20 protein-coding genes are annotated in these 23,285 nt (G+C 40.4%); 10 read left to right on the forward strand and 10 right to left on the reverse strand.

Translation table 11 applies throughout. The annotated features are described in order from the left end of the window. Nucleotides 1-7 precede the first annotated feature (7 nt). Genes radA through panC form a run of 5 tightly spaced genes read right to left on the reverse strand, consistent with a single transcriptional unit; the run spans nucleotide 8 to nucleotide 4,772 of the window. A complete protein-coding gene (gene radA / locus HW120_RS04480; RefSeq protein WP_177731238.1) occupies nucleotides 8-1,372 on the reverse strand; it encodes a DNA repair protein RadA in 1,365 nt (454 codons plus the stop codon). A 25-nt stretch (nucleotides 1,373-1,397) separates the two neighbouring features. Further along, the gene (locus HW120_RS04485; protein ID WP_177731240.1) at nucleotides 1,398-2,540 is read right to left on the reverse strand and encodes an alpha/beta hydrolase; all 1,143 of its coding nucleotides are present in this window, start codon (nucleotides 2,538-2,540) and stop codon (nucleotides 1,398-1,400) included. Nucleotides 2,541-2,591: 51 nt separating this feature from the next. After that, nucleotides 2,592-3,521, reverse strand: coding sequence for a lysylphosphatidylglycerol synthase transmembrane domain-containing protein (locus HW120_RS04490; RefSeq protein WP_317168416.1), 930 nt, complete (start codon nucleotides 3,519-3,521; stop codon nucleotides 2,592-2,594). Nucleotides 3,522-3,559: 38 nt separating this feature from the next. Beyond that, nucleotides 3,560-3,910, reverse strand: a complete 351-nt coding sequence (panD, locus tag HW120_RS04495; RefSeq protein ID WP_177731244.1) for an aspartate 1-decarboxylase — start codon at nucleotides 3,908-3,910, stop codon at nucleotides 3,560-3,562. 13 nt (nucleotides 3,911-3,923) lie between these two features. Next, nucleotides 3,924-4,772 carry a pantoate--beta-alanine ligase gene (gene panC, locus HW120_RS04500; RefSeq protein ID WP_177731246.1) on the reverse strand — a complete coding sequence of 283 codons (849 nt, stop codon included), beginning with the start codon at nucleotides 4,770-4,772 and terminating at the stop codon, nucleotides 3,924-3,926. Between the two features lie 106 nt (nucleotides 4,773-4,878). Here panC and HW120_RS04505 point away from each other — a divergent pair, with 106 nt between their 5' ends. The 5 genes from HW120_RS04505 to HW120_RS04525 all read left to right on the forward strand — a co-directional run bounded on the left by HW120_RS04505 (nucleotide 4,879) and on the right by HW120_RS04525 (nucleotide 11,167). Further along, nucleotides 4,879-5,685 (forward strand): glycogen/starch synthase, encoded by an 807-nt coding sequence (locus HW120_RS04505; protein ID WP_177731248.1) that lies wholly within the window; start codon nucleotides 4,879-4,881, stop codon nucleotides 5,683-5,685. A 17-nt stretch (nucleotides 5,686-5,702) separates the two neighbouring features. Beyond that, nucleotides 5,703-7,316 (forward strand): DUF4270 domain-containing protein, encoded by a 1,614-nt coding sequence (locus tag HW120_RS04510; RefSeq protein WP_177731250.1) that lies wholly within the window; start codon nucleotides 5,703-5,705, stop codon nucleotides 7,314-7,316. A gap of 3 nt (nucleotides 7,317-7,319) precedes the next feature. Next, nucleotides 7,320-9,167 carry a glutamine--fructose-6-phosphate transaminase (isomerizing) gene (gene glmS / locus HW120_RS04515; RefSeq protein ID WP_177731256.1) on the forward strand — a complete coding sequence of 616 codons (1,848 nt, stop codon included), beginning with the start codon at nucleotides 7,320-7,322 and terminating at the stop codon, nucleotides 9,165-9,167. A 152-nt stretch (nucleotides 9,168-9,319) separates the two neighbouring features. Then, nucleotides 9,320-10,831, forward strand: coding sequence for a F0F1 ATP synthase subunit beta (gene atpD / locus HW120_RS04520; RefSeq protein WP_177731258.1), 1,512 nt, complete (start codon nucleotides 9,320-9,322; stop codon nucleotides 10,829-10,831). A 54-nt stretch (nucleotides 10,832-10,885) separates the two neighbouring features. Then, nucleotides 10,886-11,167 carry a F0F1 ATP synthase subunit epsilon gene (locus HW120_RS04525; RefSeq protein ID WP_177731260.1) on the forward strand — a complete coding sequence of 94 codons (282 nt, stop codon included), beginning with the start codon at nucleotides 10,886-10,888 and terminating at the stop codon, nucleotides 11,165-11,167. 107 nt (nucleotides 11,168-11,274) lie between these two features. On the opposite strand, the gene HW120_RS04530 is transcribed toward HW120_RS04525, so the two are convergent. Then, nucleotides 11,275-14,580, reverse strand: coding sequence for a zinc-dependent metalloprotease (locus tag HW120_RS04530; protein WP_177731262.1), 3,306 nt, complete (start codon nucleotides 14,578-14,580; stop codon nucleotides 11,275-11,277). A gap of 177 nt (nucleotides 14,581-14,757) precedes the next feature. On the opposite strand from HW120_RS04530, the gene HW120_RS04535 reads away from it, so the two are divergent. Genes HW120_RS04535 through bioD form a run of 3 tightly spaced genes read left to right on the forward strand, consistent with a single transcriptional unit; the run spans nucleotide 14,758 to nucleotide 16,936 of the window. Next, nucleotides 14,758-15,900, forward strand: a complete 1,143-nt coding sequence (locus tag HW120_RS04535) for an aminotransferase class I/II-fold pyridoxal phosphate-dependent enzyme (protein WP_177731264.1) — start codon at nucleotides 14,758-14,760, stop codon at nucleotides 15,898-15,900. Further along, on the forward strand, nucleotides 15,900-16,316 hold the full coding sequence (locus tag HW120_RS04540) for a putative signal transducing protein (RefSeq protein ID WP_177731266.1): 417 nt from the start codon (nucleotides 15,900-15,902) through the stop codon (nucleotides 16,314-16,316). Before HW120_RS04535 ends, HW120_RS04540 begins: the two co-directional genes overlap by 1 nt. Beyond that, nucleotides 16,316-16,936: a dethiobiotin synthase gene (gene bioD, locus HW120_RS04545; protein ID WP_177736181.1), complete on the forward strand. Its 621-nt coding sequence runs from the start codon at nucleotides 16,316-16,318 to the stop codon at nucleotides 16,934-16,936. Before HW120_RS04540 ends, bioD begins: the two co-directional genes overlap by 1 nt. A gap of 34 nt (nucleotides 16,937-16,970) precedes the next feature. Here bioD and HW120_RS04550 read toward each other — a convergent pair whose 3' ends face one another. Continuing rightward, entirely contained in the window at nucleotides 16,971-17,792 is an 822-nt protein-coding gene (locus HW120_RS04550; RefSeq protein WP_177731268.1) for a hypothetical protein, read from the reverse strand. A gap of 140 nt (nucleotides 17,793-17,932) precedes the next feature. Here HW120_RS04550 and bioA point away from each other — a divergent pair, with 140 nt between their 5' ends. After that, nucleotides 17,933-19,213: an adenosylmethionine--8-amino-7-oxononanoate transaminase gene (bioA, locus tag HW120_RS04555; RefSeq protein ID WP_177731270.1), complete on the forward strand. Its 1,281-nt coding sequence runs from the start codon at nucleotides 17,933-17,935 to the stop codon at nucleotides 19,211-19,213. A 23-nt stretch (nucleotides 19,214-19,236) separates the two neighbouring features. Further along, the gene (locus tag HW120_RS04560; protein WP_177731271.1) at nucleotides 19,237-20,391 is read left to right on the forward strand and encodes a beta-ketoacyl synthase N-terminal-like domain-containing protein; all 1,155 of its coding nucleotides are present in this window, start codon (nucleotides 19,237-19,239) and stop codon (nucleotides 20,389-20,391) included. A 9-nt stretch (nucleotides 20,392-20,400) separates the two neighbouring features. Here HW120_RS04560 and HW120_RS04565 read toward each other — a convergent pair whose 3' ends face one another. The 3 genes from HW120_RS04565 to bioB form a co-directional block, all read right to left on the reverse strand. After that, on the reverse strand, nucleotides 20,401-20,883 hold the full coding sequence (locus HW120_RS04565) for a regulatory protein RecX (RefSeq protein ID WP_177731273.1): 483 nt from the start codon (nucleotides 20,881-20,883) through the stop codon (nucleotides 20,401-20,403). Nucleotides 20,884-20,909: 26 nt separating this feature from the next. Then, on the reverse strand, nucleotides 20,910-21,782 hold the full coding sequence (locus tag HW120_RS04570) for a cupin-like domain-containing protein (protein ID WP_177731275.1): 873 nt from the start codon (nucleotides 21,780-21,782) through the stop codon (nucleotides 20,910-20,912). Nucleotides 21,783-21,918: 136 nt separating this feature from the next. Further along, nucleotides 21,919-23,001 (reverse strand): biotin synthase BioB, encoded by a 1,083-nt coding sequence (gene bioB / locus HW120_RS04575; RefSeq protein ID WP_177731277.1) that lies wholly within the window; start codon nucleotides 22,999-23,001, stop codon nucleotides 21,919-21,921. Nucleotides 23,002-23,285: the final 284 nt, after the last annotated feature.

Genomic DNA, 23,285 nt, shown 5'->3' on the forward strand with positions numbered 1-23,285 from the left:
TTAATCCTTAACCAAATAACTCGCTGACAACATCTTCAATTTTAGACACCAATTTGACGTTGATAATGGTATTCTTAAGCGTTACCTTGTTGTATTTGGAAACAAAAATGGTCGCAAATCCTAATTTTTCAGCTTCCTGAATACGCTGGTCGACACGGTTCACCGGACGTATTTCGCCGGATAGCCCTACCTCGCCGGCAAAACAAAAGTCTTTGCCCACCGGAATGTCTTCGTTAGACGATAAGATTGCTGCCACAACAGCAAGGTCAATAGCCGGATCGTCCACAGAAATTCCGCCGGTAACGTTCAGGAAGACGTCTTTGGCGCCCAAACGGAATCCGGCGCGTTTTTCCAGTACCGCCAGGATCATGTTTAAACGTTTGGCATTATAGCCGGTGGTGCTTCGCTGCGGCGTTCCGTAAACAGCTGTGCTAACCAAAGCCTGTATTTCGATCATCAGCGGTCGCATGCCTTCCAGAGTGGTGGCAATTGCCGTTCCGGAAAGTTCTTCTTCCTTGTGGGAGATCAGAATTTCAGACGGATTGGCGACTTCCCGTAGTCCGCTTCCCTGCATTTCATAAATTCCCAGTTCGGCTGTGGAACCGAAACGGTTTTTAAGCGAACGCAGGATACGGTAAATATGGTTTCTGTCGCCTTCAAATTGTAAAACGGTATCCACCATGTGCTCCAGTATCTTTGGCCCGGCAATGTTTCCGTCTTTGGTAATATGCCCGATAAGGATAACCGGGACATTGGTTTCTTTGGCATATTTGATCAGTTCGGCGGTGCATTCCCTGATCTGTGAGATACTTCCCGCCGATGATTCTATATAATCGGTGTGCAGCGTTTGAATGGAATCGATAATTACGATTTCCGGTTCAATGGCTTCAATTTGTTTAAAGATATTCTGCGTTTTGGTTTCGGTAAGGATATAGCAGTTGTCGCTGTTCGTGGTGATACGTTCTGCGCGCATTTTGATCTGCTTCTGACTTTCCTCGCCGGAAACGTATAATGTTTTATACGGTAATTTTAAAGAGATTTGCAGTAGTAATGTACTTTTTCCGATTCCGGGTTCTCCGCCCAAAAGGGTCAGGGAGCCGGGAACCAGACCGCCGCCTAAAACGCGGTTCAGCTCGCCGTCTGTGGTATCCATCCGTACTTCTTCGGCCGAATCGATCTCTTTTATTTTTAGCGGTTTGGAGGCTCTTTTTACTTCCGTGGAACTGGCTTTCCAGGCTGTTTTTTCTTCCTTTTGTATGATTTCCTCCACTATGGTGTTCCACTCTTTACAGGCATTGCACTGGCCTTGCCATTTGGAGTATTGGGTGCCGCAACTTTGGCAGAAGAAAGACGTTTTTAATTTGATAGCCATTCCGGTATTCTCTTGTTTTAGTAGTTTATCTTGTTTTTACAGCATCGGCTCTTTCCAGCATGCCGTCTTTGGTTAAATCACCAATCGGTTCCATGTTAAAGGCACTCATATAAGCTTTGTGCGCTTTTTTCATATCGCCCGTGTTTTCGTAGTATAAGCCTTTTTCATAGTCGCTGATCATGCTTTTCGGGTAGTTCTTTTTAGACAATTCGGCCAGCGTTAGCAGCTCTTCGTAGTTTTTGTTTTTTAAGATAGCGGCCTCAATGGCTTTAAAGTCATTTAAACGAACAGTAGGTTTGTAGCCCAGTTTCTTTTCAAGATTGGTGTATTTGTCAATTAAATACTGCGTGTGGCCTGTTGGCATTTTTGCAATTTTTTCCTGAAATTCCGTGGTGGAAATGGGCTGGTAACCGTCGAAAATATGGTAGGCAGCATTCGGAATAGCAAAGGTTACCAGTGAATAGTGGGAAAGTCCTTTGAATTCGTCAAAACGGTATTTTAAATTCGGATTGTTCAGGGCTTTTGCTTTTTCATCCAGCGCTTTCATGTTGGTCTGGATCTTCTTTAAATCCGCATCGGAAGTGGCCTGGTAATAGAAAATCGGTTTTTGAATAACGCCTAACCGCTCCGGTATTCTGGTTTCCATTTCGGGAGCAAGTTCCGGGCTCAGCGAGATATAGGCATTAAACAACGGATTGTCTTTGTACAGGTAAAAGTTTAAAAACCCGGCAGTCGTGTCTAATCCGGCAATCATGCGGAAAGGGGCTACACGGTATTTTTTTTCGATATAGGGCACTAATTCGGCACCGATAAATTCGAAGAATTTGGCTCCTTTTTCATTGGGAAGTCCGCCGTCGTCATAAGAAGTGTCGTATTCCCGTTCGTTGTTTTTATTCTGGTTGATGGCAACGATAATTACTTCCGGTAAATCATCCCAGTAAGCTCCATAGGAAAAAACACCGTAGAAAGGGTTTAATAAAAATTCACCGTCCAGGACAACCAATAGCGGGTATTTTTTATCCTTATTGCCCTCGTAAGAATCGGGCGTGATTATGGTTATTTCTCTTGTTTCGTTAAGTTTTTCCGATGGAAAAGCTTCGACCGTTTTTTGTGAGAATAGAGAATTTGTTAGTAAAAAAGTTACTAAGATTGCAAGTTTTTGTTTCATGTTTGTTAGTAGTTTCTCGTAGTTTGGAATAGAGAAGCAAGATAACAAAAATTATTTATTTCGGTGTAAAAGGGGTAATAACAAAAAGGCAAGTAATCCCATGATAATGATCAGGCCGGTTTGTGATGCCCACAGGATCCATCCGAATGTGGTTCCGGCTGTTTCGGGCACGGAATACAATAATAATATTTCGGAAATCAACAGCGGAAATGCGCCGAAACCACCATTTGTAAAGCTAATAGCAAGGCTTCCCACTACAAAAGCGGTTACCACCACACCAAAGCTGATGGCGCTGGTTTCCTTAATGGCAAAAATGGCAAAATAGAAGGTAAGTACATAACCAATCCAGATAACAGCTGTGTAAAACAGAAAAGCCCATTTGTTTGGCATTTGAAAAACACTCAGCACACCTTCAATCAGTCCGGATACTTTTTCTTTAATGATCAGGATAGGCTTCCATTTCGAATACAGGAATAATAACGTGATTACAATAAGAATGGTAACACCGCTTATCCCGATAACGGTTAGTTTCTGAATGGGGATTTTTTGGATTAAAAAGGTTTTCAGGTTGTCAAACTGTAACAGTAATGCGGTTAGCATCAACGATAGTAAGATGACCAGATCGATCACCCTTTCGGCTATGATGGAACCAAATGCCTTATCGAACGGAACGGTATTGTATTTTTTGACAATCAGTGCACGGGAAACTTCACCGGAACGGGGTATGGTTAAATTCATCAGGTAACCGATACAAACGGCAGACAGGTTGGTTTTGAATGCCGAAAAATAGCCCATGTGTTCCAGGCTGTATCGCCAGCGGTATCCTCTTGCGATCAAACTCACCAGTGAGAAAAAAGTGGAAATCAGGATGTAGTTATAATTGGCATTTTTAAAATAGCCTTTCATTTCTTCCAGCTGTTCCGGGGTGAATTTGTTGTATGCGTAATACACTAAAAAAACTCCCAACAAAAGTGGGAGCACAATACTGATTATCTTTTTAAATTTTTCTTTCAAAAGAATTACGTTAGGGAGTTATCATTCTCGTTAGGGAAAATAATGGAAGGTTTAAAGGTTTTAGCCTCGTCTGTACTTATAATTCCGTAAGAGATAATAATGATAATGTCGCCTTTGTGAACTTTTCTGGCAGCCGGTCCGTTCAGCGTGATTTCACCGCTGTTTCTCGGGCCCGGAATAGCATACGTTTCCAAACGTTCACCGTTATTGATGTTCACAATAGAGACTTTCTCTCCTTCAAAAATATTTGAAGCTTCCATTAAAGCTTCGTCAATCGTAATACTTCCGATGTAATTTAAATCGGCTCCAGTCACCTTAACACGGTGAATCTTGGATTTAACAACTTGAATTTGCATGGGGCAAAGTTAATTAATTTAGTGCAATATTATCAATCAATCTGATATTGTTTATGAAAACCGCAATAAAGCCGCGGTATTTCTTGCCAACGCTTTTTCTTTTACAGGTCAACAGGGTTGTTTCGTCGGCTATTTCAAAGTATTCCAGTGTGAAAGCCGGGTGTTTTGCAAAGGTTTGTGTGACAAAATCAGTTACCTCTTTTGCCGATTTGGTGCTGAATTTTTGCTTTGCGTCTAACAGTACTTTGTAAATTAGGGAAGCATCTTCTTTTGCTTCTTCACTAAGGCGTTCGTTTCGGGAACTCATCGCCAGGCCGCTTGCTTCACGGTGAATCGGACAGCCGATTATGTTTACCGGTATTTTGTGTTTTTTGACCAGTTTTCGGACAATCTGTAATTGCTGAAAGTCTTTTTCTCCAAAATAGGCATTGGTTGGTTTTACAATTTCAAACAGTTTTTTTACAATTGTTCCCACTCCGTCAAAATGCCCGGGACGATGTGCCCCTTCCATCTGAAATTCCAGACCGTCATAATTAAAAGCAACAGATTGTGTATTGCCTTCATAAATGTCTTCTACAGTTGGGGAGAAAATCAGGATGTTTTCTGAAACAGAGCGTACTTTTTCGATGTCCCGTTCGATGGTTCTCGGATATTTTTCCAGATCTTCCTGATTGTTGAACTGTGTTGGGTTGACAAAAATACTGATGACGGTTATATCGTTTTCGGAACAGGATTTACTTAACAGGGAAAGGTGACCTTGATGTAATGCACCCATAGTAGGAACTAGTCCTACTGTTTTTTTAGTGTTGCCGATTTGTGCTAAATGATGCGCTAAATCAGCTTTTTTGGCAAAAACAAACATTTGCTTCAGATTTAAATTGGGTGCAAAATTACTATTTTGTCAAACAACTGCATAAAATTTTGTAATTTTGCATGTTTTTTATATCCAATAAATAAAATTTAATGCAATGAATGATAAGAGGATATTGTATGTATCATCTGAGGTGGTGCCATATTTGGCTGAAAATGAGGTTTCTTTAATGTCGTATGACGTGCCGAAAATGATTAATGATCAGGGCGGGCAGATTAGAATTTTTATGCCTCGTTACGGAAATATTAATGAACGTAGGCACCAATTGCATGAAGTTATCCGCTTGTCGGGGATGAATTTAGTCGTGAATGACATGGACATGCCGTTGATTATCAAAGTGGCGTCTATTCCAAAAGAGCGTATCCAGGTTTATTTCATTGACAATGACGAGTATTTTAAACGCAAAGCTACCTTTTCGGATGAAGACGGTGTTTTGTATCCTGATAATGACGAACGTTCGATCTTTTTTGCAAAAGGGGTTGTGGAAACAGTGAAGAAATTAAACTGGGTTCCGGATATCATCCATGTTCACGGTTGGTTGGCAGGAATGCTGCCGGTTTATATGAAACACTATTATAAAGACGAGGCACTTTTTGCAGATACTAAGATTGTAACATCTGTTTACTCGCAGTCATTTGACGGAACGCTGGATCCGGAAATGATGAGTAAAGTGGCTTTTGACCAGGTTCCGAATGATGCTATTGCAACATTGGAAACGCCGGATTATGAGAATATTATGAAGGTTAGTATAATGCATTCGGATGCGGTAATTGTTGCGTCGGAAGACCTGTCTCCAAGTTTAACAAAATTTATAGAAACATCGGGTAAACCTTTTTTACCTTTCGTGCCGAAAGATGGATTTGCAGAGGCATATACTAATTTCTATAAGAATCAAGTTATATAATCATTGATTGATAAAATATGAATAGAATTTCATTGTTAAAAAAGTTGCTTTTATCGTTAACGGCAGTTTTGTTGTTTTCCTGCGATAAAGATTTTAATACTATAGGATCTGATCTGGTAGGGGAAGAGAATTTTGCAATAGACAAATATATCGGGCAGACGTTAACAGCTTACAATAAAGCAACCGGTCCGGTTCAGACCAATAATTTACCTGTAAATCTTTTAGGTGTCATGAATAGTGATGCTTTTGGGGAAACAAAAGCCCACTTTGTGTCGCAGGTTCAGTTAGTTGCCGGAGCACCTACAATTGGAGATAATCCGGTTATTGATTCTGTTTGGGTTTATGTGCCTTATTTCAGCAAACAAACGGGAACCGATGGAAACGGCGTACGTCTTTATGAATTGGATTCGGTTTATGGTGAGGATTCTAAGTTTAAATTGAAGGTTTACGAATCGAAATATATGTTGCGAACGTTCGATCCGTACGGTGGGGGCGATGATGTTCAGAAGTATTATTCGGATGAGAAAAATTTAGTAGAAAGTAACAGAGGGACGCAGGTTTTGAATAATGGTCCTGCGAATCAGAATGATGCGTTCTATTTTAGTAAAGAGGAAACAATTCTTTATAAACTGAATGCGGCTGGTGAATATCTGAATTCAGCCGGTCAGGTAATAGCGAATGACGATATTGCAAACAGGGTTATTTTAGAGCGATTTGCTCCGGGTATGTGGCTGGATCTGGATAAAAACTTTTTCCAGACAAAAATCTTAAATGCACCGGCAGATAAGTTGTTGAATAACAATGTTTTTAAAGAGTATTTCAGAGGATTGTATTTCCAGGCTGAAGGAATTCCGGGTGAAGCTGCTATGGCAATGCTTGATTTTTCGAAAGCCAAAATTAATATTCGTTATAAAGTAGATCCTTCTGCGACTACTTCTTCGGCCAGAACAAGAAAAACGCTGGTTCTGAATTTAACCGGAACTACGGTTAACTTTATGGATAATACGTATAGTCTTCCAACAGAGTCGGGTAGCAATCGTCTTTATCTGAAAGGCGGACAGGGTTCGGTTTCCTATATCGATTTGTTTAATGATACGGAGTTGAATGATTTGAGAAGCAAAAAAATATTGCTTAACGAAGCAAATCTGACTTTCTATGTGGATAAAACAGCGATGCATAATGTGAAAAACGAACCGGAGCGTATTTATCTGTATGATATGAAAAACAATAAAGTACTGTTGGATTATAATTATGACGGTACTACCAATACAACACTTCCGAAAAGAAGTAAAGTTGTTTTTGGTGGATTGGTTGAAAGAGAAACGACCGGTGATAAGAAAGCCATCCGTTATAAAATACGATTAACACAGTATGTGAACAATCTTATTAATAAGGATTCTACGAATGTTAGGGTAGGATTGGTTGTTATGGAAGATATTAATAATGTTAAGAGTGCCTATTTCAGAAATCCTTTTGTGATGACTGATCCGTTGCATTCCAACAGTTATAATGTGAAATTCCTTCCGGTTTCATCAGTGGTAAATCCGTTGGGAACAGTGTTGCACGGTACAAGCAGTACTGATGCTGATAAAAGATTAAAATTAGAAATTTATTATACTAAACCAGAATAGACTATGTGTGGTATTGTAGGTTATATAGGTCACAGAGAAGCTTATCCTGTGATCGTTAAAGGTCTTAAAAGACTTGAATACAGAGGTTATGATAGTGCCGGTGTTGTTTTGTGGGATGGAGAAGATTTGAAGCTTTCTAAAACAAAAGGAAAAGTTTCCGATTTAGAAGCGAGAGTGGCTACAGAAATAACAACTAACGGAACTGTTGGTATGGGGCACACCCGTTGGGCTACCCATGGTGTTCCAAACGATGTGAATTCGCATCCTCACCTTTCAAATTCAGGTGATTTGGTGATTATTCACAACGGTATTATAGAGAACTATGAGCCTCTTAAAAAAGAATTGATCAAGAGAGGTTATGTTTTTAAATCGGATACGGATACGGAGGTTTTAATTAACCTTATTGAAGATGTTCAGAAACAGGAAAATCTGAAACTGGGTAAAGCCGTACAAAAAGCTTTGAATCAGGTAGTAGGGGCGTATGCCATTGCAGTTTTTGATAAGAAAAAGCCAAATGAGATTGTAGTAGCCCGTTTGGGTAGCCCGTTGGCAATTGGTATTGGTGAAGACGAATACTTTATTGCTTCCGATGCTTCTCCGTTTATTGAGTATACTACGAATGCGATTTATTTGGAAGATGAAGAAATGGCTATTGTTCGTTTGAACAAGCCGATGAAAGTGCGTAAAATTAAAGATGACTCTTTAGTGGATCCTTATATTCAGGAACTTCAAATGAATTTGGAGCAGATTGAAAAAGGCGGTTACGATCACTTTATGTTAAAAGAAATTTATGAGCAGCCAAGTGTTATAAAAGATACTTACAGAGGTCGTTTACTGGCTAATAAAGGTATTATTCAAATGGCAGGTGTTGAGGATAATCTGGAGAAATTCCTGAACGCTAATAGAATTTTGATTATTGCGTGTGGTACTTCCTGGCATGCCGGTTTAGTGGCCGAGTATGTTTTGGAAGAATTTGCACGAATTCCTGTTGAAGTGGAATATGCTTCAGAATTCCGATACAGAAACCCGATTATCTATCCGAATGATGTCGTGATTGCTATTTCGCAATCCGGAGAAACAGCAGATACTTTGGCAGCTATTAAATTAGCAAAAGAAAAAGGAGCTTTTGTTTTCGGAGTGTGTAATGTTGTCGGGTCTTCTATTTCCCGTGAAACACATGCCGGAGCATATACGCATGCCGGACCGGAAATCGGGGTGGCTTCTACGAAAGCATTTACCACGCAAATCACGATTTTAACCTTAATCGCATTGCGTCTGGCTAAAGCAAAAGGAACAATGAATAATTCCGATTATCAGCGTTATTTGCTGGAATTGGAATTGATTCCGGAAAAAGTTGAAGAGGCATTAGGAAGTAATGAAATCGCAAAAACAATTGCGGGAATTTATAAAGATGCACCAAATTGTCTTTATTTGGGTAGAGGGTATAATTTCCCTGTAGCCCTGGAAGGTGCATTGAAATTAAAAGAAATTTCTTATATTCATGCTGAGGGTTATCCGGCGGCAGAAATGAAACACGGACCGATTGCGCTTATTGATGAGCAAATGCCGGTTGTGGTTATTGCGCCGAAACAAAATCACTATGATAAAGTAGTGAGTAATATCCAGGAGATTAAAGCAAGAAGCGGAAAAATTATAGCAGTAGTGACCAAGGGTGACGTTCAGGTTAAGGAACTGGCTGATCATATTATTGAGATTCCGGATACTGCCGAAGCGTTAACGCCTATATTGGCGACAATCCCTTTACAGTTATTGTCTTACCATATTGCAGTAATGCGTAATTGTAACGTGGATCAGCCGAGGAATCTGGCGAAATCGGTTACTGTAGAGTAAATAAATAAGGCGGGTTTTTTTGAAATCCGCTTTTTTATTATAAAAATTCAAAAATTATATTGCAAAATTACCATATAAAAAACTATCTTTGCGCTCTGAAAAAAGAGGTTTTTTCAAGAAACGTAAATAGCTGTTTAATAAATACATAAGCAATGTCTAAAGGAATAGGAAAAGTTGCACAGATTATCGGACCAGTGGTTGACGTAGTATTCAACACACAAAATGCCGAACTTCCAAAGATTTATGATTCATTAGAAATCACTAAAAAAGATGGTTCAAAATTAGTACTTGAAGTACAGTCTCACATTGGTGAAGATACAGTTCGTACTATCTCAATGGATTCAACAGATGGATTAAGTAGAGGTCAAGAAGTTGTGGCTTCTGGAGCTCCAATCCAAATGCCAATTGGGAAAGATATTTATGGACGTTTATTTAATGTAATCGGAGACGCTATTGACGGTCTTGGAGATTTGCCAAAAGAAGGTGAGAATGGTTTGCCAATTCACCGTCAGGCTCCAAAATTTGAAGATCTATCAACTTCGTCAGAAGTTTTATTTACAGGTATCAAAGTAATCGATTTGATCGAGCCTTATGCAAAAGGAGGTAAAATTGGATTGTTTGGTGGTGCCGGAGTAGGTAAAACAGTATTGATTCAGGAGTTAATTAACAATATTGCAAAAGGTCACGGTGGTCTTTCTGTATTCGCTGGAGTAGGAGAAAGAACACGTGAAGGAAATGACTTACTTCGTGAGATGTTAGAGTCAGGAATTATTAAATACGGTGATGATTTCATGCACTCTATGGAAAATGGAGGATGGGATTTATCTAAAGTAGATAAAGCCGGAATGAGAGAGTCTAAAGCTACTTTCGTTTTCGGTCAGATGAATGAGCCGCCAGGAGCTCGTGCACGTGTGGCATTATCAGGATTATCCATTGCGGAATATTTCCGTGACGGAGCTGGTGAAGGTCAGGGGAAAGACGTATTATTCTTCGTTGATAATATCTTCCGTTTTACACAAGCCGGTTCTGAGGTATCTGCGTTATTAGGACGTATGCCATCAGCGGTAGGGTATCAGCCAACATTAGCAACAGAAATGGGTGCGATGCAAGAGCGTATTACCTCAACTAAAAAAGGATCTATTACATCTGTACAGGCGGTTTACGTTCCTGCGGATGACTTAACGGATCCGGCACCTGCTACAACATTTGCCCACTTAGATGCTACAACAGTATTGTCTCGTAAAATTGCTGAGTTAGGTATTTATCCTGCAGTAGATCCATTGGATTCTACTTCCCGTATCCTTACACCGCAAATTTTAGGTAACGATCACTATAACTGTGCACAAAGAGTTAAAGAGATTTTACAGAAATACAAACAATTACAAGATATCATCGCGATCTTAGGTATGGAAGAGTTGTCTGAAGAAGATAAACTTGCTGTATCAAGAGCACGTCGTGTACAACGTTTCTTGTCTCAACCTTTCCACGTAGCGGAGCAGTTTACAGGTATCCCGGGGGTATTGGTTGATATTAAAGATACTATCAAAGGATTTAACATGATTATTGACGGTGAGTTAGATCACTTACCGGAAGCAGCTTTCAACTTAAAAGGTACCATCGAAGATGCTATCGAAGCTGGACAAAAAATGTTAGCTGAAGCGTAGTCATTCAATTGAAGATTATCAATTGAGAATTATCAATTACCAATTAAAAAGATTATGATTGTAGAAATAGTTTCACCCGAAGCCACTTTATTTAAAGGAGAAGTTACTTCTGTAGCTGTTCCGGGAGTAAATGGTGAGTTCCAAATGTTAAATAACCACGCGCCAATTGTGTCGTTATTGGGAAAAGGTAATATCAAAATCGTTGGCTCTGGTTTGAAAATTGCAAAAGAATTTGCAGGTAAATTCAACAAGATTAATGAGCAGACCTATTGGTTACCGATTAATTCAGGAACAGTAGAAATGAATGATAATAAAGTTATTGTTTTAGCTGACTAATACAATGATATACTGAATAGAAAAGCCCGGCAATTGCCGGGCTTTTTTGTTGCTATGTGTAATAAAAAACAAAAGGCTTTCGTAACAGAAAGCCTTTTGCAGTTGTATTATCTGATTATTATTTTTTGCGTTTCCTGGCGATCACCATTTTTAACCGTTACCAGATAAATACCCGATTGTGTATTTTGTAAATTGATAGACTCGTTAAAAAGATTCGTTCCCTGGAAGTCTTTTTTGAAAATCTGGCGGCCGCTGATATCAAAAACATGTACTTCAATAGTATTGGATGCATCCGGATTAAACTGAACCTGGAAAGAACCGTTGTTCGGGTTCGGATAGATCACAAAGTTGTTTAATTTGCTTTCTGTAGTGCCAAGAGGGCTGATCGTACAAATGTTTAAACTCCAGTTGTTCAATACACCTCCGTCTTCATTAAAGGCATCGGAAATCCGCAAGGTCCATGTGCCGGTTGAATTCTGACCATTAAAGGAAGATAGTGTCTGCGTTGGCATAACCGTTCCGGAAATTCCCGGATTTGTGCCGCAAACAACCGTAGTGCCGGCATCGTCAAAAGTAGCAACGATGTTTTGAATATCGGCATTGCTGCACGGACGGCTGTATAACTGTACCTGTGTTCCGGTCGGACTGATCAGAGTTGCCGTTAAATCATTAATCCAGGTATGGGTCACATTCATCGTAATGTTTACGTCCGAAATAACGCCCCCGGAAGGGATATTTAAGGTGGAGTTGATAGTTGGTGCGCCGGTAGTAGAGATCGTTAAAGGAACGTTTGCTGATGCGTTTGTAGTACAGGTTATCTGTCCGGTTGTAAACCTGAACGGACTGCTGTAAGTACCAATGCAGGCATCGTTTTTAGGCTGTACTCTCCAGAAATAATTAGTCGCTTCTGCTAATCCCGATACGGTATAGCTGGCAGTAGTTGTGTTTCCGGTGCTAACAATGTTCGTGAACGCATTATCGGTAGCTACCTGTACATCATAGGATGTGGCATTGCTATTTGCTGTCCAGGTTAAATTCAGGGTCGTGTTTTGTCCGACAGCTAAATTAGCCGGTGCGGTCAGAGTCATCGTACCAAAATTAGAATTTAAAAGATTCAGATAGTAGTTAACATTCTTAGTAGTAGCTCCGGAAGTAGCCGTTACAGCTAAGGTATAGAAGCCCGGAGTGGCTGCTGTAGTATTGCTCACGGTCATTGTAACGGTTCCGTTGGCATTTATTGAAGCCGGTGAAAAGGTAACCGTTGTTCCCGGTGGATTTCCGGCTACGCTAAACGTTGTACTTCCGCTGAAACCTCCCAAAGCAGTATATGCAATGCTGTAGGCAATATTAGAGCCGGTACAGATTGTTTTGTTCTGCTCTCCTGATACCCCGTTGAAAGCAGCTGTATGTGTGCTGCCAGGTGCGGTAATCGTGAAATTGGTGTTGGATAGATCGTAGAAAATATTGTCATATCCTTTAACCATTATTCTGTTTTGTGTTCCCGGAGTATTCGGAACGGTTATTATTTCCGAACCGTCATTAGGAACTTTGCTGGCTAATAATGTAGGAAAAGAAGTTCCGCCATTTGTAGATAAATAAATGTCAACATAAGCCGCATTTACCCCGTTGGCAGTGGTACCGGCTACATCCCAGGTTACTGTCTGGTTCGTTCCGGCCTGCCAGGATACATTTGTGTTTGGGACGCTAACCAGGAATGGTCCGGCAGTTCCGTTTACGGTAACTTTCATCAGGTCGGAAGCCGTTTGTCCGCCGCCCGCTTTATTGTCTCTTACTGTTAAAGAGAAATTTAAGGTTCTGCCTATAGAAGGGCATACTTCCCATGTATTTGCCGTATTACCGGCTAAAACAGTATTTAAGCTCGGCATGTAACGCACCGGTGAGCCGGTTCCTTTAACCGAACGGAACATTGGTCCGTTAGCTCTTGTAGGTGTCGGGGCAGCCGTAGTATTTGGATTCTGAGGATCGTTTTGCTCCCAGGTATAGGTCAGGGCATCGCCATCGGCATCTGTTCCGGAACCCGTAAGCATAAAAGCGGTAGATTTTGGAATTACATAATCCCTTCCGGCATCTGCTGTTGGTGGATTGTTGGTGATATTCGTTATTTGGGCACAGCTGGAGCTCACACCGGATTTTACATTGTTTAAGATATCACGGATGTTCACATAAGCAAAATAATCATCACTGTTCGCCTGTACATTGGCAGCGCAAATCCCGGCATAACCCATGATCGAAGAACCGGATCCCGGCTCTACTTCCGTTAAACCGCTTCCGGAACGGCAGCCTGAACTACTTTGCACGTGGTAGCCTCCAAACTGGTGTCCCATTTCATGGGCAACATAATCAATATCAAAAGCATCGCCTGTTGGATTTGATCTTCCGGTCATTCCGGTTCCTTTGTGGTTTCCGCTGTTTGGATTGGAGTTGGTGCTGCATACACACCCGATACAACCCGCATTTCCACCACCGGAAGTGTTGAAGTTGTGGCCAATATCATAGCTTCCGAAGCCAACATTAGCATCAATGGTTACCCCAGTCTGAACGTTGTATTCTCCGTTCCACGGGTCGCTGGTAGTGCTTCCGAAATAGATCAGTAAATCATTATTGGCAATGAATACCAAAGTAATCGCTAAATCTTTTTCATAAACACCGTTCACACGGGTCATGGTAATGGCCATCTGTGCCTGGATATTTGCTTTTTTCTGAGCATCGGTTCCGGTTCCGGCAAATATATTTCCGTATTCGGCAGTACACGATTGTGCTAAACGGTATGTTCTTAGCTTTTTGTCGTCTGTATTAAGGGCGCTTTCCGGAGATACAATTTTGTCATTGGTTAAAGAAGGCAGTTTAATTCCCGCATCTGTTAAACAGGTAAAGTCTTCGTTTTCCTTGTTTAAGGACTGTCGGCTGTACACGATATAATGTTGTCTGTCCTCTGTGTACGGATCAATGTAAACCGTACTTTTTTCTCCGGACATGGTCATGCTGTGCAGTCCGAATTGCGTTACCGAAAATCGGGCAACCGCAGTAGGATCTTCAATTCCCTGAGCGGCATACGATTTTATCATCGGATATTTGGCGGCAAGTGCCGGCTCCATGATCGGGGTTTCCATCACACGGTAATGTTCCAGAATTCCGTCCGCATTTGGCAATTCAATAATCAGATTGGATTTGCCCTGAAAGACTCCCCTAACCGGGGCTCCGGCTAAATTGTTTTTTAAAGTGGTAAGATCCAGCTGGTATAAAGCATAAGATCTTGGAAAAGAACTACGATTGACTTTTTTGCTGGAGGCGAGCTGATTCCCGTCTACCGGTTTCCATAAATTTTTCGACTGGGAAAAACCTACGGAAAATGAAAAAAGCAATAGTAATGCTAGTTGTAGTTGTTTTTTCATTATTATTTTTGGTTTAATGTTAAATAGTTTTCAAAATTAAGTAAATTTTACATTAAAAAATGCATTTTACTGTTTTAGTCCTGATTTATAAAATATTGCGGTATACCTGGTTGCTGGAAGGGTGTCTATAATGCCGGCAGTTGTAAAAGGAGAAAAAAAGATGCCTACTTTTGCTTTATGAAAGCATTTCCCTCATCATTATCTGCCAGGCTGCAGTTAAGAACCGAAGCGAATTCACTGCGAAAGCTGCCCGGGCAACATTGTCCGGTTGATTTTTCATCGAATGATTATTTAGGATTTTCGAAATCAGCGGTGCTTTTTCAGGAAGTACACCAGTTTTTAACGGGCAGGAACATCATGGCAAACGGAGCAACCGGATCGCGATTGCTTTCCGGAAACCATATCCTTTGTGAAGAAGTGGAACAGCAAATTGCCGCATTCCATAAAGCGGAAAGTGCTTTGCTGTTTAATTCCGGCTATGATGCCAATGTTGGTTTTTTGAGTAGTGTGCCGCAAAGAGGCGACATCATTTTATTTGATGAACTGAGTCATGCTTCCATCCGGGACGGGATACAGCTTTCGAATGCCAGGGCTTATAAATTTAAGCATAACGACCTGGAAGACCTGGAACGGCTGATCATTCGGTTTCAGGAAAACCAACCGACTATTTATATCGTAACGGAAAGTGTTTTTTCGATGGATGGCGATTCGCCGGAATTGGAACAAATGGTACTGCTTGCGGAACAATATAATTGTTATTTAGTAATCGATGAAGCTCATGCTTTAGGCGTTTTTGGAACCAATGGGGCAGGGTTGGTCCAGTTTCTGGATTTGCACGAAAGGGTTTTTGCCCGGATCATGACTTTCGGGAAAGGACTGGGTTGCCATGGAGCCGTTGTACTGGGCTGTAAAAAGCTACAGGAATACCTGGTGAATTTTTCCCGAAGCTTTATTTACACGACAGCCTTGTCTCCGCATGCCGTGGCGACAATCGGGATTGCTTATGGCAAGCTGAATGAAGAAACGGCTTTGCCTGAAAAGCTGAAAGAGAATATTATTCATTTCAATCAGGAAAAGAATTTACAGAGCTTAAAACCCTTGTTTATCCGGAGTAAATCGGCGATTCAGTCGGCGGTTATTCCCGGGAATGAACGGGTTAAATCGATAGCAAAGCAATTTGAACAAAGAGGATTTGATGTTAAGGCCATTTTGTCGCCAACCGTTCCGGAAGGGCAGGAGCGTTTGCGCTTTTGCATTCACAGTTATAATTCGAAAGAAGAAATTTCGGATGTTTTAAGAATTTTAAAGGATTTAGTATAATGGGTGAAAAACCATTGTTTAGGAAAATAGCAAGCTTTCAGTATTCATCGGAAGCAATCATCTATAAAGGCAGGCTGGAATCGGAAGGAATTGCAGTTTTTATGCGGGATAATTTTACGATTGATACCGATCCGCTCGTTAGTAATGCTGTTGGCGGTGTAAAACTGTTTGTCAGAGAAGAGGACTTTGCGGCAGCCGAAGAAATTCTGTCGGAGATTAGTAAATATTCGATGACGAATGAAGGAGCGCTGATTAAATGCCCGGATTGCGGGGCAGAAAAAGTGCAGCTGTTAACGGTAGTGGACGATGCCAGATCGATTTTCTCGTTTGTTTTGAGTCTGCTCTTTTTGATTTTGCCTTTTTATGCGAAGTATAAATATAAATGCGATAATTGTAATTTTGAATTTAAAAAATGATGAAACTATTTGTAACAGGTATCGGGACTGATGTAGGGAAAACAATTGCTTCAGCCATACTAACCGAAGCGCTGGAAGCGGATTACTGGAAGCCGGTACAGGCCGGTGATCTGGATAACTCCGACAGTCATAAGATTAAGGATAAAATATCCAATTCCAAAACGCATATTTTTGATAATGCGTATGCTTTGAATACTCCGGCGAGTCCGCATCTTGCAGCGAAAATTGACGGGCTAACGATTGATATGGCAACGATAAAAGAGCCTAAAACCAAGAATCATCTGGTTATTGAAGGTGCCGGCGGTGTTTTTGTTCCGCTGAATGATAACGATAGTATTATCGATTTGATCCGGTCGGACTATAAAGTAATCGTGGTGTCGCGTCATTATCTGGGAAGTATCAATCATACTTTGCTGACGATAGAAGCTTTAAAAGCTAAAGGACTGAAAGTAGCCGGAATTATTTTTAACGGGGCAGAAAATACCGATACGGAATCGCTTATTTTAAACCGCACCGGAATTAACTGTATCGGTCGTATTGATGAAGAACCGTATTTTGATAAAAATGTGGTTAAGGAATATGCAGAGGTATTCCGGCATGCTTTACTGGAATTGAAATAATAAAAAAAAGGCTCTTTTTAAGGAGCCTTTTTTATTAGATATTGATTGTTAACTGTGTTCCGTCCGGTAATGTAAGAATAGCAACGTTGTCGCAGGCACCGCTGCCATAGTTAAGAATGTAGGTCTGCAAGTTTCTTACCAGGGTCTTTTTCCCTTTTGTAATATTGCCACAGCTTAAGTCTCTGATTAGCGGTTCTGTAATTTCCATTTGCAGTAGTGTTCCGTTAGCCATTGTAGTAGTAGCCGTTCCGTCAATACTGAAAACATCGTCTGTGAAAACCAAAGGTGTTGATGCCCCGGCAATTTTTTCAATCGTGAAGTCACCGGTTCTGTGAATGGTTCCTCCGTTTGCAGGCTGGATAATACTGATATCGGTATTTCTTGTATGCGTAGGGATATTGTCGATGACTTGTCTTGTAACATCAATAGTGCCTTCCACTTTATTACTGTTAATGTAGTAATTGTCAAAAGTTATAGCCGCATTGATTATGCCGGTAGTCGTGTTGTTGTGAACCACAATATAAATAATGCCTGTCCGGTTATTTCCTTGTGTGTCAATACAGCCGGTGCCATAATCAACTTTGAATTTCTTACCGCCGTCTGTTAAGGTTTCCTGTGTTATTGTTCTGCAGTTTGACGGAGGAAGCTGCAATTCGTTTTTGGAAGCATAATAACCGTTCGCGGAAAGTACTTCTTCTTTTATTCCGTCTACATCTTCTTCTATGATCTGCGCTTTTACATCTGCGCTAATAGAGGTATCCTGATTGTTTCCGTTGTTGTTGGTAACGTCGGAATCGCTATTACAGGAAATAGCCATAAAAGCAGTAATAGCTAATAGTTTAATAGTCGTTTTCATAATTTTGTTTTGATTAGGTTCTATTTTTAGACAAATAAAAAGATAAATGGTTTAATGTTAAAGTTTTTTTGTTTGGAAAAATAGAAGGGCATCTGTTTTTATCTTTGTACTACCGGATTTCTAACTTTAAAAACGATTAAGTGGAAAATAATTATTTGCAAAAAGCGGATGAAAAACACCTTTGGCATCCTTATACTCAGCATAAAACAGCACAACCTCATATAGCAATAACGAAAGGAAAAGGAACTTTATTATGGGATGAAAATGGTAAAGAATACATTGATGCCATTGCTTCCTGGTGGGTTAATCCATACGGGCATTCGAATACTCATATTGCAGATGCCATTTACAGACAGCTTACAACCTTAGAACATGTTTTGTTTGGCGGATTTACACACGAACCTGCCATAGTGCTTGCGGAGAAGTTAATGAAGCTGCTTCCGGATAATCAACAGAAAATATTTTTCTCCGATAACGGTTCGACCGCGGTTGAAGTAGCGATAAAAGTAGCCTTGCAGTTTTACTATAACAAAGGGGAAAAAAGAACGAAAATCATCGCTTTCGAAAATGCGTTTCACGGCGATACCTTTGCAGCGATGGCTGCCAGCGGGATTTCCTTTTTTACCGAGGCTTTTCAGGGTGCGATGATCCATGTGGAACGGATTCCGGTTCCGACAGCGGGCAATGAAGACCGCTGTTTTGAGGCGATCTCGAAATTAATTGCTACAAAAGAATTTGCCGGATTTATCTTTGAACCTTTGGTTCAGGGTGCGGCGGGAATGGTGATGTATGCACCGGAACAACTGGACCGGCTTATAAAATTGTGTAAGGAAAACGGCGTGTTTACAATAGCCGATGAAGTAATGACCGGTTTTGGAAAGACCGGTAAAAACTTTGCCTGCGATTACCTGCAACAGCAGCCGGATATGATGTGTTTGTCGAAAGCGCTTACCGGAGGAACGATCCCGATGGCACTAACGACTTTTACGGCAGCGCTTTTTGATGGTTTTTATGATGAAGATGTTAATAAAGCATTGTTTCACGGACATACTTTTACAGCTAATCCTACCGGATGTGCTGCGGCCCTTGCCGGTTTGGAATTATTGGAAAGCGAAGCGGTAAAGAGCGGCATTAAAAGAATTAATGAACAGCATTTGTCTTTTCAGAAGCGTATTGAAAATCACCCGAGAGTAAAAACGACCCGTATTCTGGGGGTTATTTTTGCCCTGGAATTTATAAGAGATGATGCCGATAGTTATTATGGTGATTTCAGGAATAAGCTGTATGCCTTTTTTATTGAAAAAGGGGTTATTATGCGTCCTGTAGGAAATATCGTTTATATTTTGCCGCCGTATGTTATTTCAGCGGAAGAACTGGAAAAAGTTTATGAAATTATAGCGGAAGCTTTGGATAAGTTTTAATTTTACTGCGTAATACTATTGTGTTGAAAAATAAAATTGCAATAACGGCTTTGGCTTCCGTTTCTCCTTTGGGCGATTCGCCGGAATCTGTCTGGAAGGAATATCTTCGTCCGGAAAGTTTAATACAGGAAACGAAAATCGGAGAACAGTCGTTTCCGGTTTCTGTTTTATCAGCTGCCTTGTTAGCAAAAATAGAGGCGCTGCGGAGTTCGGATATCAAGTATAAAGCTTTGGATAATTCGGTACTGTATGCACTTTTAGCTTCGAGAAATGCGGTAGCGATGGCCGGTTGGAAAGACCATGTGTTCGGAGTCAATATCGGATCGTCCCGTGGCGCTACGCAATTGTTTGAAAAGCATCATAAAGAGTTTTTGGAAACCGGAAGAACACAAACGCTTACATCGCCTACCACTACTCTTGGCAATATTTCTTCCTGGGTTGCCAATGATTTGAGAAGTGTTGGTCCGGATATTTCCCATTCCATTACCTGTTCTACGGCATTGCATGCGCTTTTAAACGGCGTGGCCTGGCTGCAATCGGGTATGGCGGATAAATTCCTGGTGGGAGGGAGTGAAGCGCCGTTAACGCCCTTTACAATGGCACAGATGAAGGCGCTTAAAATATATGCAACAACAACCGATGCGTTTCCCTGTAAAGCATTGGATCCCGATAAAAAAAGCAATACCATGGTTCTGGGTGAAGGAGCGGCAATTGCCTGTCTTGAAACCGGTGAAAGAGCAAATGCCCTGGCTTATGTGGAAGGAATTGGTTATGCTACGGAAGTTTTAAAACACAATATTTCGATATCATCAGATGCTGATTGTTTTCAGAAGTCGATGAAAATGGCTTTGAATGGTGCGCCACCCGAATCGGTAGATGTTATCGTGATGCACGCACCGGGAACGATAAAAGGCGATACATCGGAACTGAACGCGATCGCGAAAGTTTTCGGTGATGCAAAGCCTTTGTTGACGACCAATAAATGGAAGATCGGGCATACTTTCGGTTCTTCCGGAATACTGAGTGTTGAGCTGGCGTTACTGATGATGGAAAAGCAGCAGTTTATAGGCGTTCCTTATGTGCATGAACCTTATACAAGAACGGCTAAAATCCGGAAAGTACTGGTCAATGCTGTTGGATTTGGCGGGAATGCGGTTAGTGTTTTGCTGTCAAAATAAAACCAGGATTTAATCCTGGTTTGCTAAGTCTGAGAGTTTCTCGTATATTAAGTTTGATTCGTATCCTTTTCGGAGCATGAAATCACAAAATTTCTTTTTCTTTTTGGCGCTATTGGTTTCTTTTATAGTGTTCCATGTTGCGACTGCTAATGTTTCAAATGTTTCGAAATATTCTTCGGGTGTAAATTCCTTAAGCGCTGTATCGATATTGTATTTAGAGATATTCCGGAATTTTAATTCGTTAATGATCCTGATTTTTCCCCATTTTTTTATCCGGTGTTTTCCTCTGGCAAAACTACAGGCAAAACGTTCTTCATTGAGGAATTTATGCTCAATTAAATGAACGGTTATTACATCAATAGCCTGCGGGATCATGTTCATTTCCCGAAGTTTTTTGACTACTTCGTCATGACAACGATCCTGATAACTGCAATAGTATTCCAGTTTTTTCGTAGCATCTTCAATTGTGTAGGATTTGTGATTGTTCTGCATCAATTTTAGCTGCTTTGAGGTTAGTTTTAAACGTTTATGTTGAGTTTTTTGTGTGTCTGGATAACAGCCTGTTCGTTTTTGTAATCAATCCATTCCTGTCCTTTCCATTTGCGCATAAAGTTATCAAAATGGCGCATTACAAAAACATTGTAAGCGGCTTTGGATAAATTGGTTATTTTGCGTGGAAAAGCTCTTAAACTCATCGAGAATCCGGGAGTTAAGTACTTCATGTAATGCCAGTATCCTTCCGGCATATACAGCATTTCCCCGTGATTAAGGTTGCAAATAAGTCCTTTAGCCTGTTTTAAAGCCGGCCATTTTTCCAAATCAGGATTGTCAAAATCGATATCTTCCCTGGAGATCAGTGCGTGCGGTACTTTGTACAGATACGGCGTCTGGTCCGGATCAAACAGGATACATTGTTTTTTTCCGTGAAAATGGAAATGCAAAATGTTAGAGTAATCAATATCGTAATGAATGAAAACCTTGGAGTTTTCTCCTCCGAAAAACAGCATTGGCAATTGTTTTACAAGGCGTAAACCAATATCTGGCCATTTGAAATCATTTCGAAGTGAAGGAACTTCCTTCATTAAGTTGTATAGGAAAATACGGTAATTTGTGGGTTTGGATTGTAATAAGTCAATGTAGTCTGCCATTTTCATTTTGGCATGAGCCTCATTAAATCCATCTTCGTGGGAAACGGGTCTGTCATCATAAAGTGGCACCGTTTTGTCTCCCGCTATGTCTTTAATATAATTTAACTTCCATTTTTCATAAGCCGGCCAATCTTTGGTGAGCTGTTCAATGACTAAAGGTTTCTGTTTTTTTACGTAGTTGTTGTAAAAGTCTTCTTTTGAAATAGTTTTTACGCGCTCAATTTCTGTTAAATGTAAAGCCATAAGAAATGTTTATATTACTTATAAAAAGATGCTCCTATTTTATGCTATTAAACAGGAGCAAAGTTAAGAAAGCTTTATCTTATCGTAAAATTATTTTAAATTAAAATAAATTAAAAATTTAAAAAGTTTTCCAGGTTTATTTTTTTGCTGAGGCTTCCAGATTCCGTTCTATAGTGTGTCCTGGTCTTGACCATTTTGGTTTTTCTCCTAAGGCCTGGAATTTAGAATCTTCGGCTTCAACCGTTTCCGGCTGCATTAATTTTATAAATGGTTTCTGTGGTTGTAAGCCAAGCATTTCAAACATTTTCATGTCTTCGTTTACATCCGGGTTTGGCGTGGTTAACAGCTTGTCTCCGGCAAAGATAGAGTTTGCTCCGGCAAAGAAACACATGGCCTGTCCTTCTCTTGACATTTGTGTTCTTCCTGCAGAAAGACGTACCTGTGTTTCCGGCATGATGATTCTGGTTGTGGCAACCATTCGGATCATTTCCCAGATTTCTACCGGTTTTTCTTCTTCCATTGGTGTTCCTTCAACGGCTACTAAGGCATTGATCGGAACAGATTCCGGTTGTGGGTTCAAGGTGGACAGTGCTACCAGCATTCCGGCTCTGTCTTCGATACTTTCTCCCATTCCGATGATTCCGCCGCTGCAAACAGTAACGTTGGTTTTTCTTACGTTTTCAATGGTTTGTAAACGGTCTTCAAAACCTCTGGTTGAAATAACTTCTTTATAGTATTCTTCCGAAGTATCCAGGTTGTGGTTGTAAGCATATAAACCTGCTTCGGCCAAACGATGTGCCTGATTTTCGGTAAGCATTCCCAGCGTACAGCAAACTTCCATGTCCAGTTTGTTGATGGTTCTTACCATTTCCAGAACCTGGTCAAATTCCGGTCCGTCTTTAACGTTTCTCCATGCTGCTCCCATGCAAACACGGGATGATCCGCTTGACTTTGCTCTTAAAGCCTGTGCTTTTACCTGCTGAACAGTCATTAAGTCATTTCCTTCAACACTAGTGTGGTATCGTGCTGCCTGAGGACAATAACCACAGTCTTCAGGACAACCTCCTGTTTTGATCGATAATAGTGTGGAAACTTGTACTGTATTTGGGTCGTGATTTTTTCGGTGTATTGTTGCTGCTTCGAAAAGCAAATCCATTAAAGGCTTATTGTAAATATCAATAATCTCTTCTTTTGTCCAATTGTGTTTTGTTGCGCTCATCCTTAGCATTTTTTTGATGCTTCAAAAGTAGGGAATTTGATTATAAGTATGAAATTTTGTTTGTTTCTGAATTTTGATGCGATTGGTGAATTTTTTTATTTTTTATTACTTGTTTTGAGATGCTGACTTTTTGTAGGATTCACAAGGGTTTTAGGATACTTTTTGTAGTGTTTTTTCTAAAAAATAACATTTTAGTATTATAATTTTTACACAAGAGGCTTTTTTCTTAGAAAGAAAATTTTATTTTTGTGAGAATTTTAACAAGTAATACTACGTGCTTTAAC

The sequence above is a fragment of the Flavobacterium inviolabile genome, assembly GCF_013389455.1.
In the GTDB taxonomy this organism is placed as follows: domain Bacteria; phylum Bacteroidota; class Bacteroidia; order Flavobacteriales; family Flavobacteriaceae; genus Flavobacterium; species Flavobacterium inviolabile.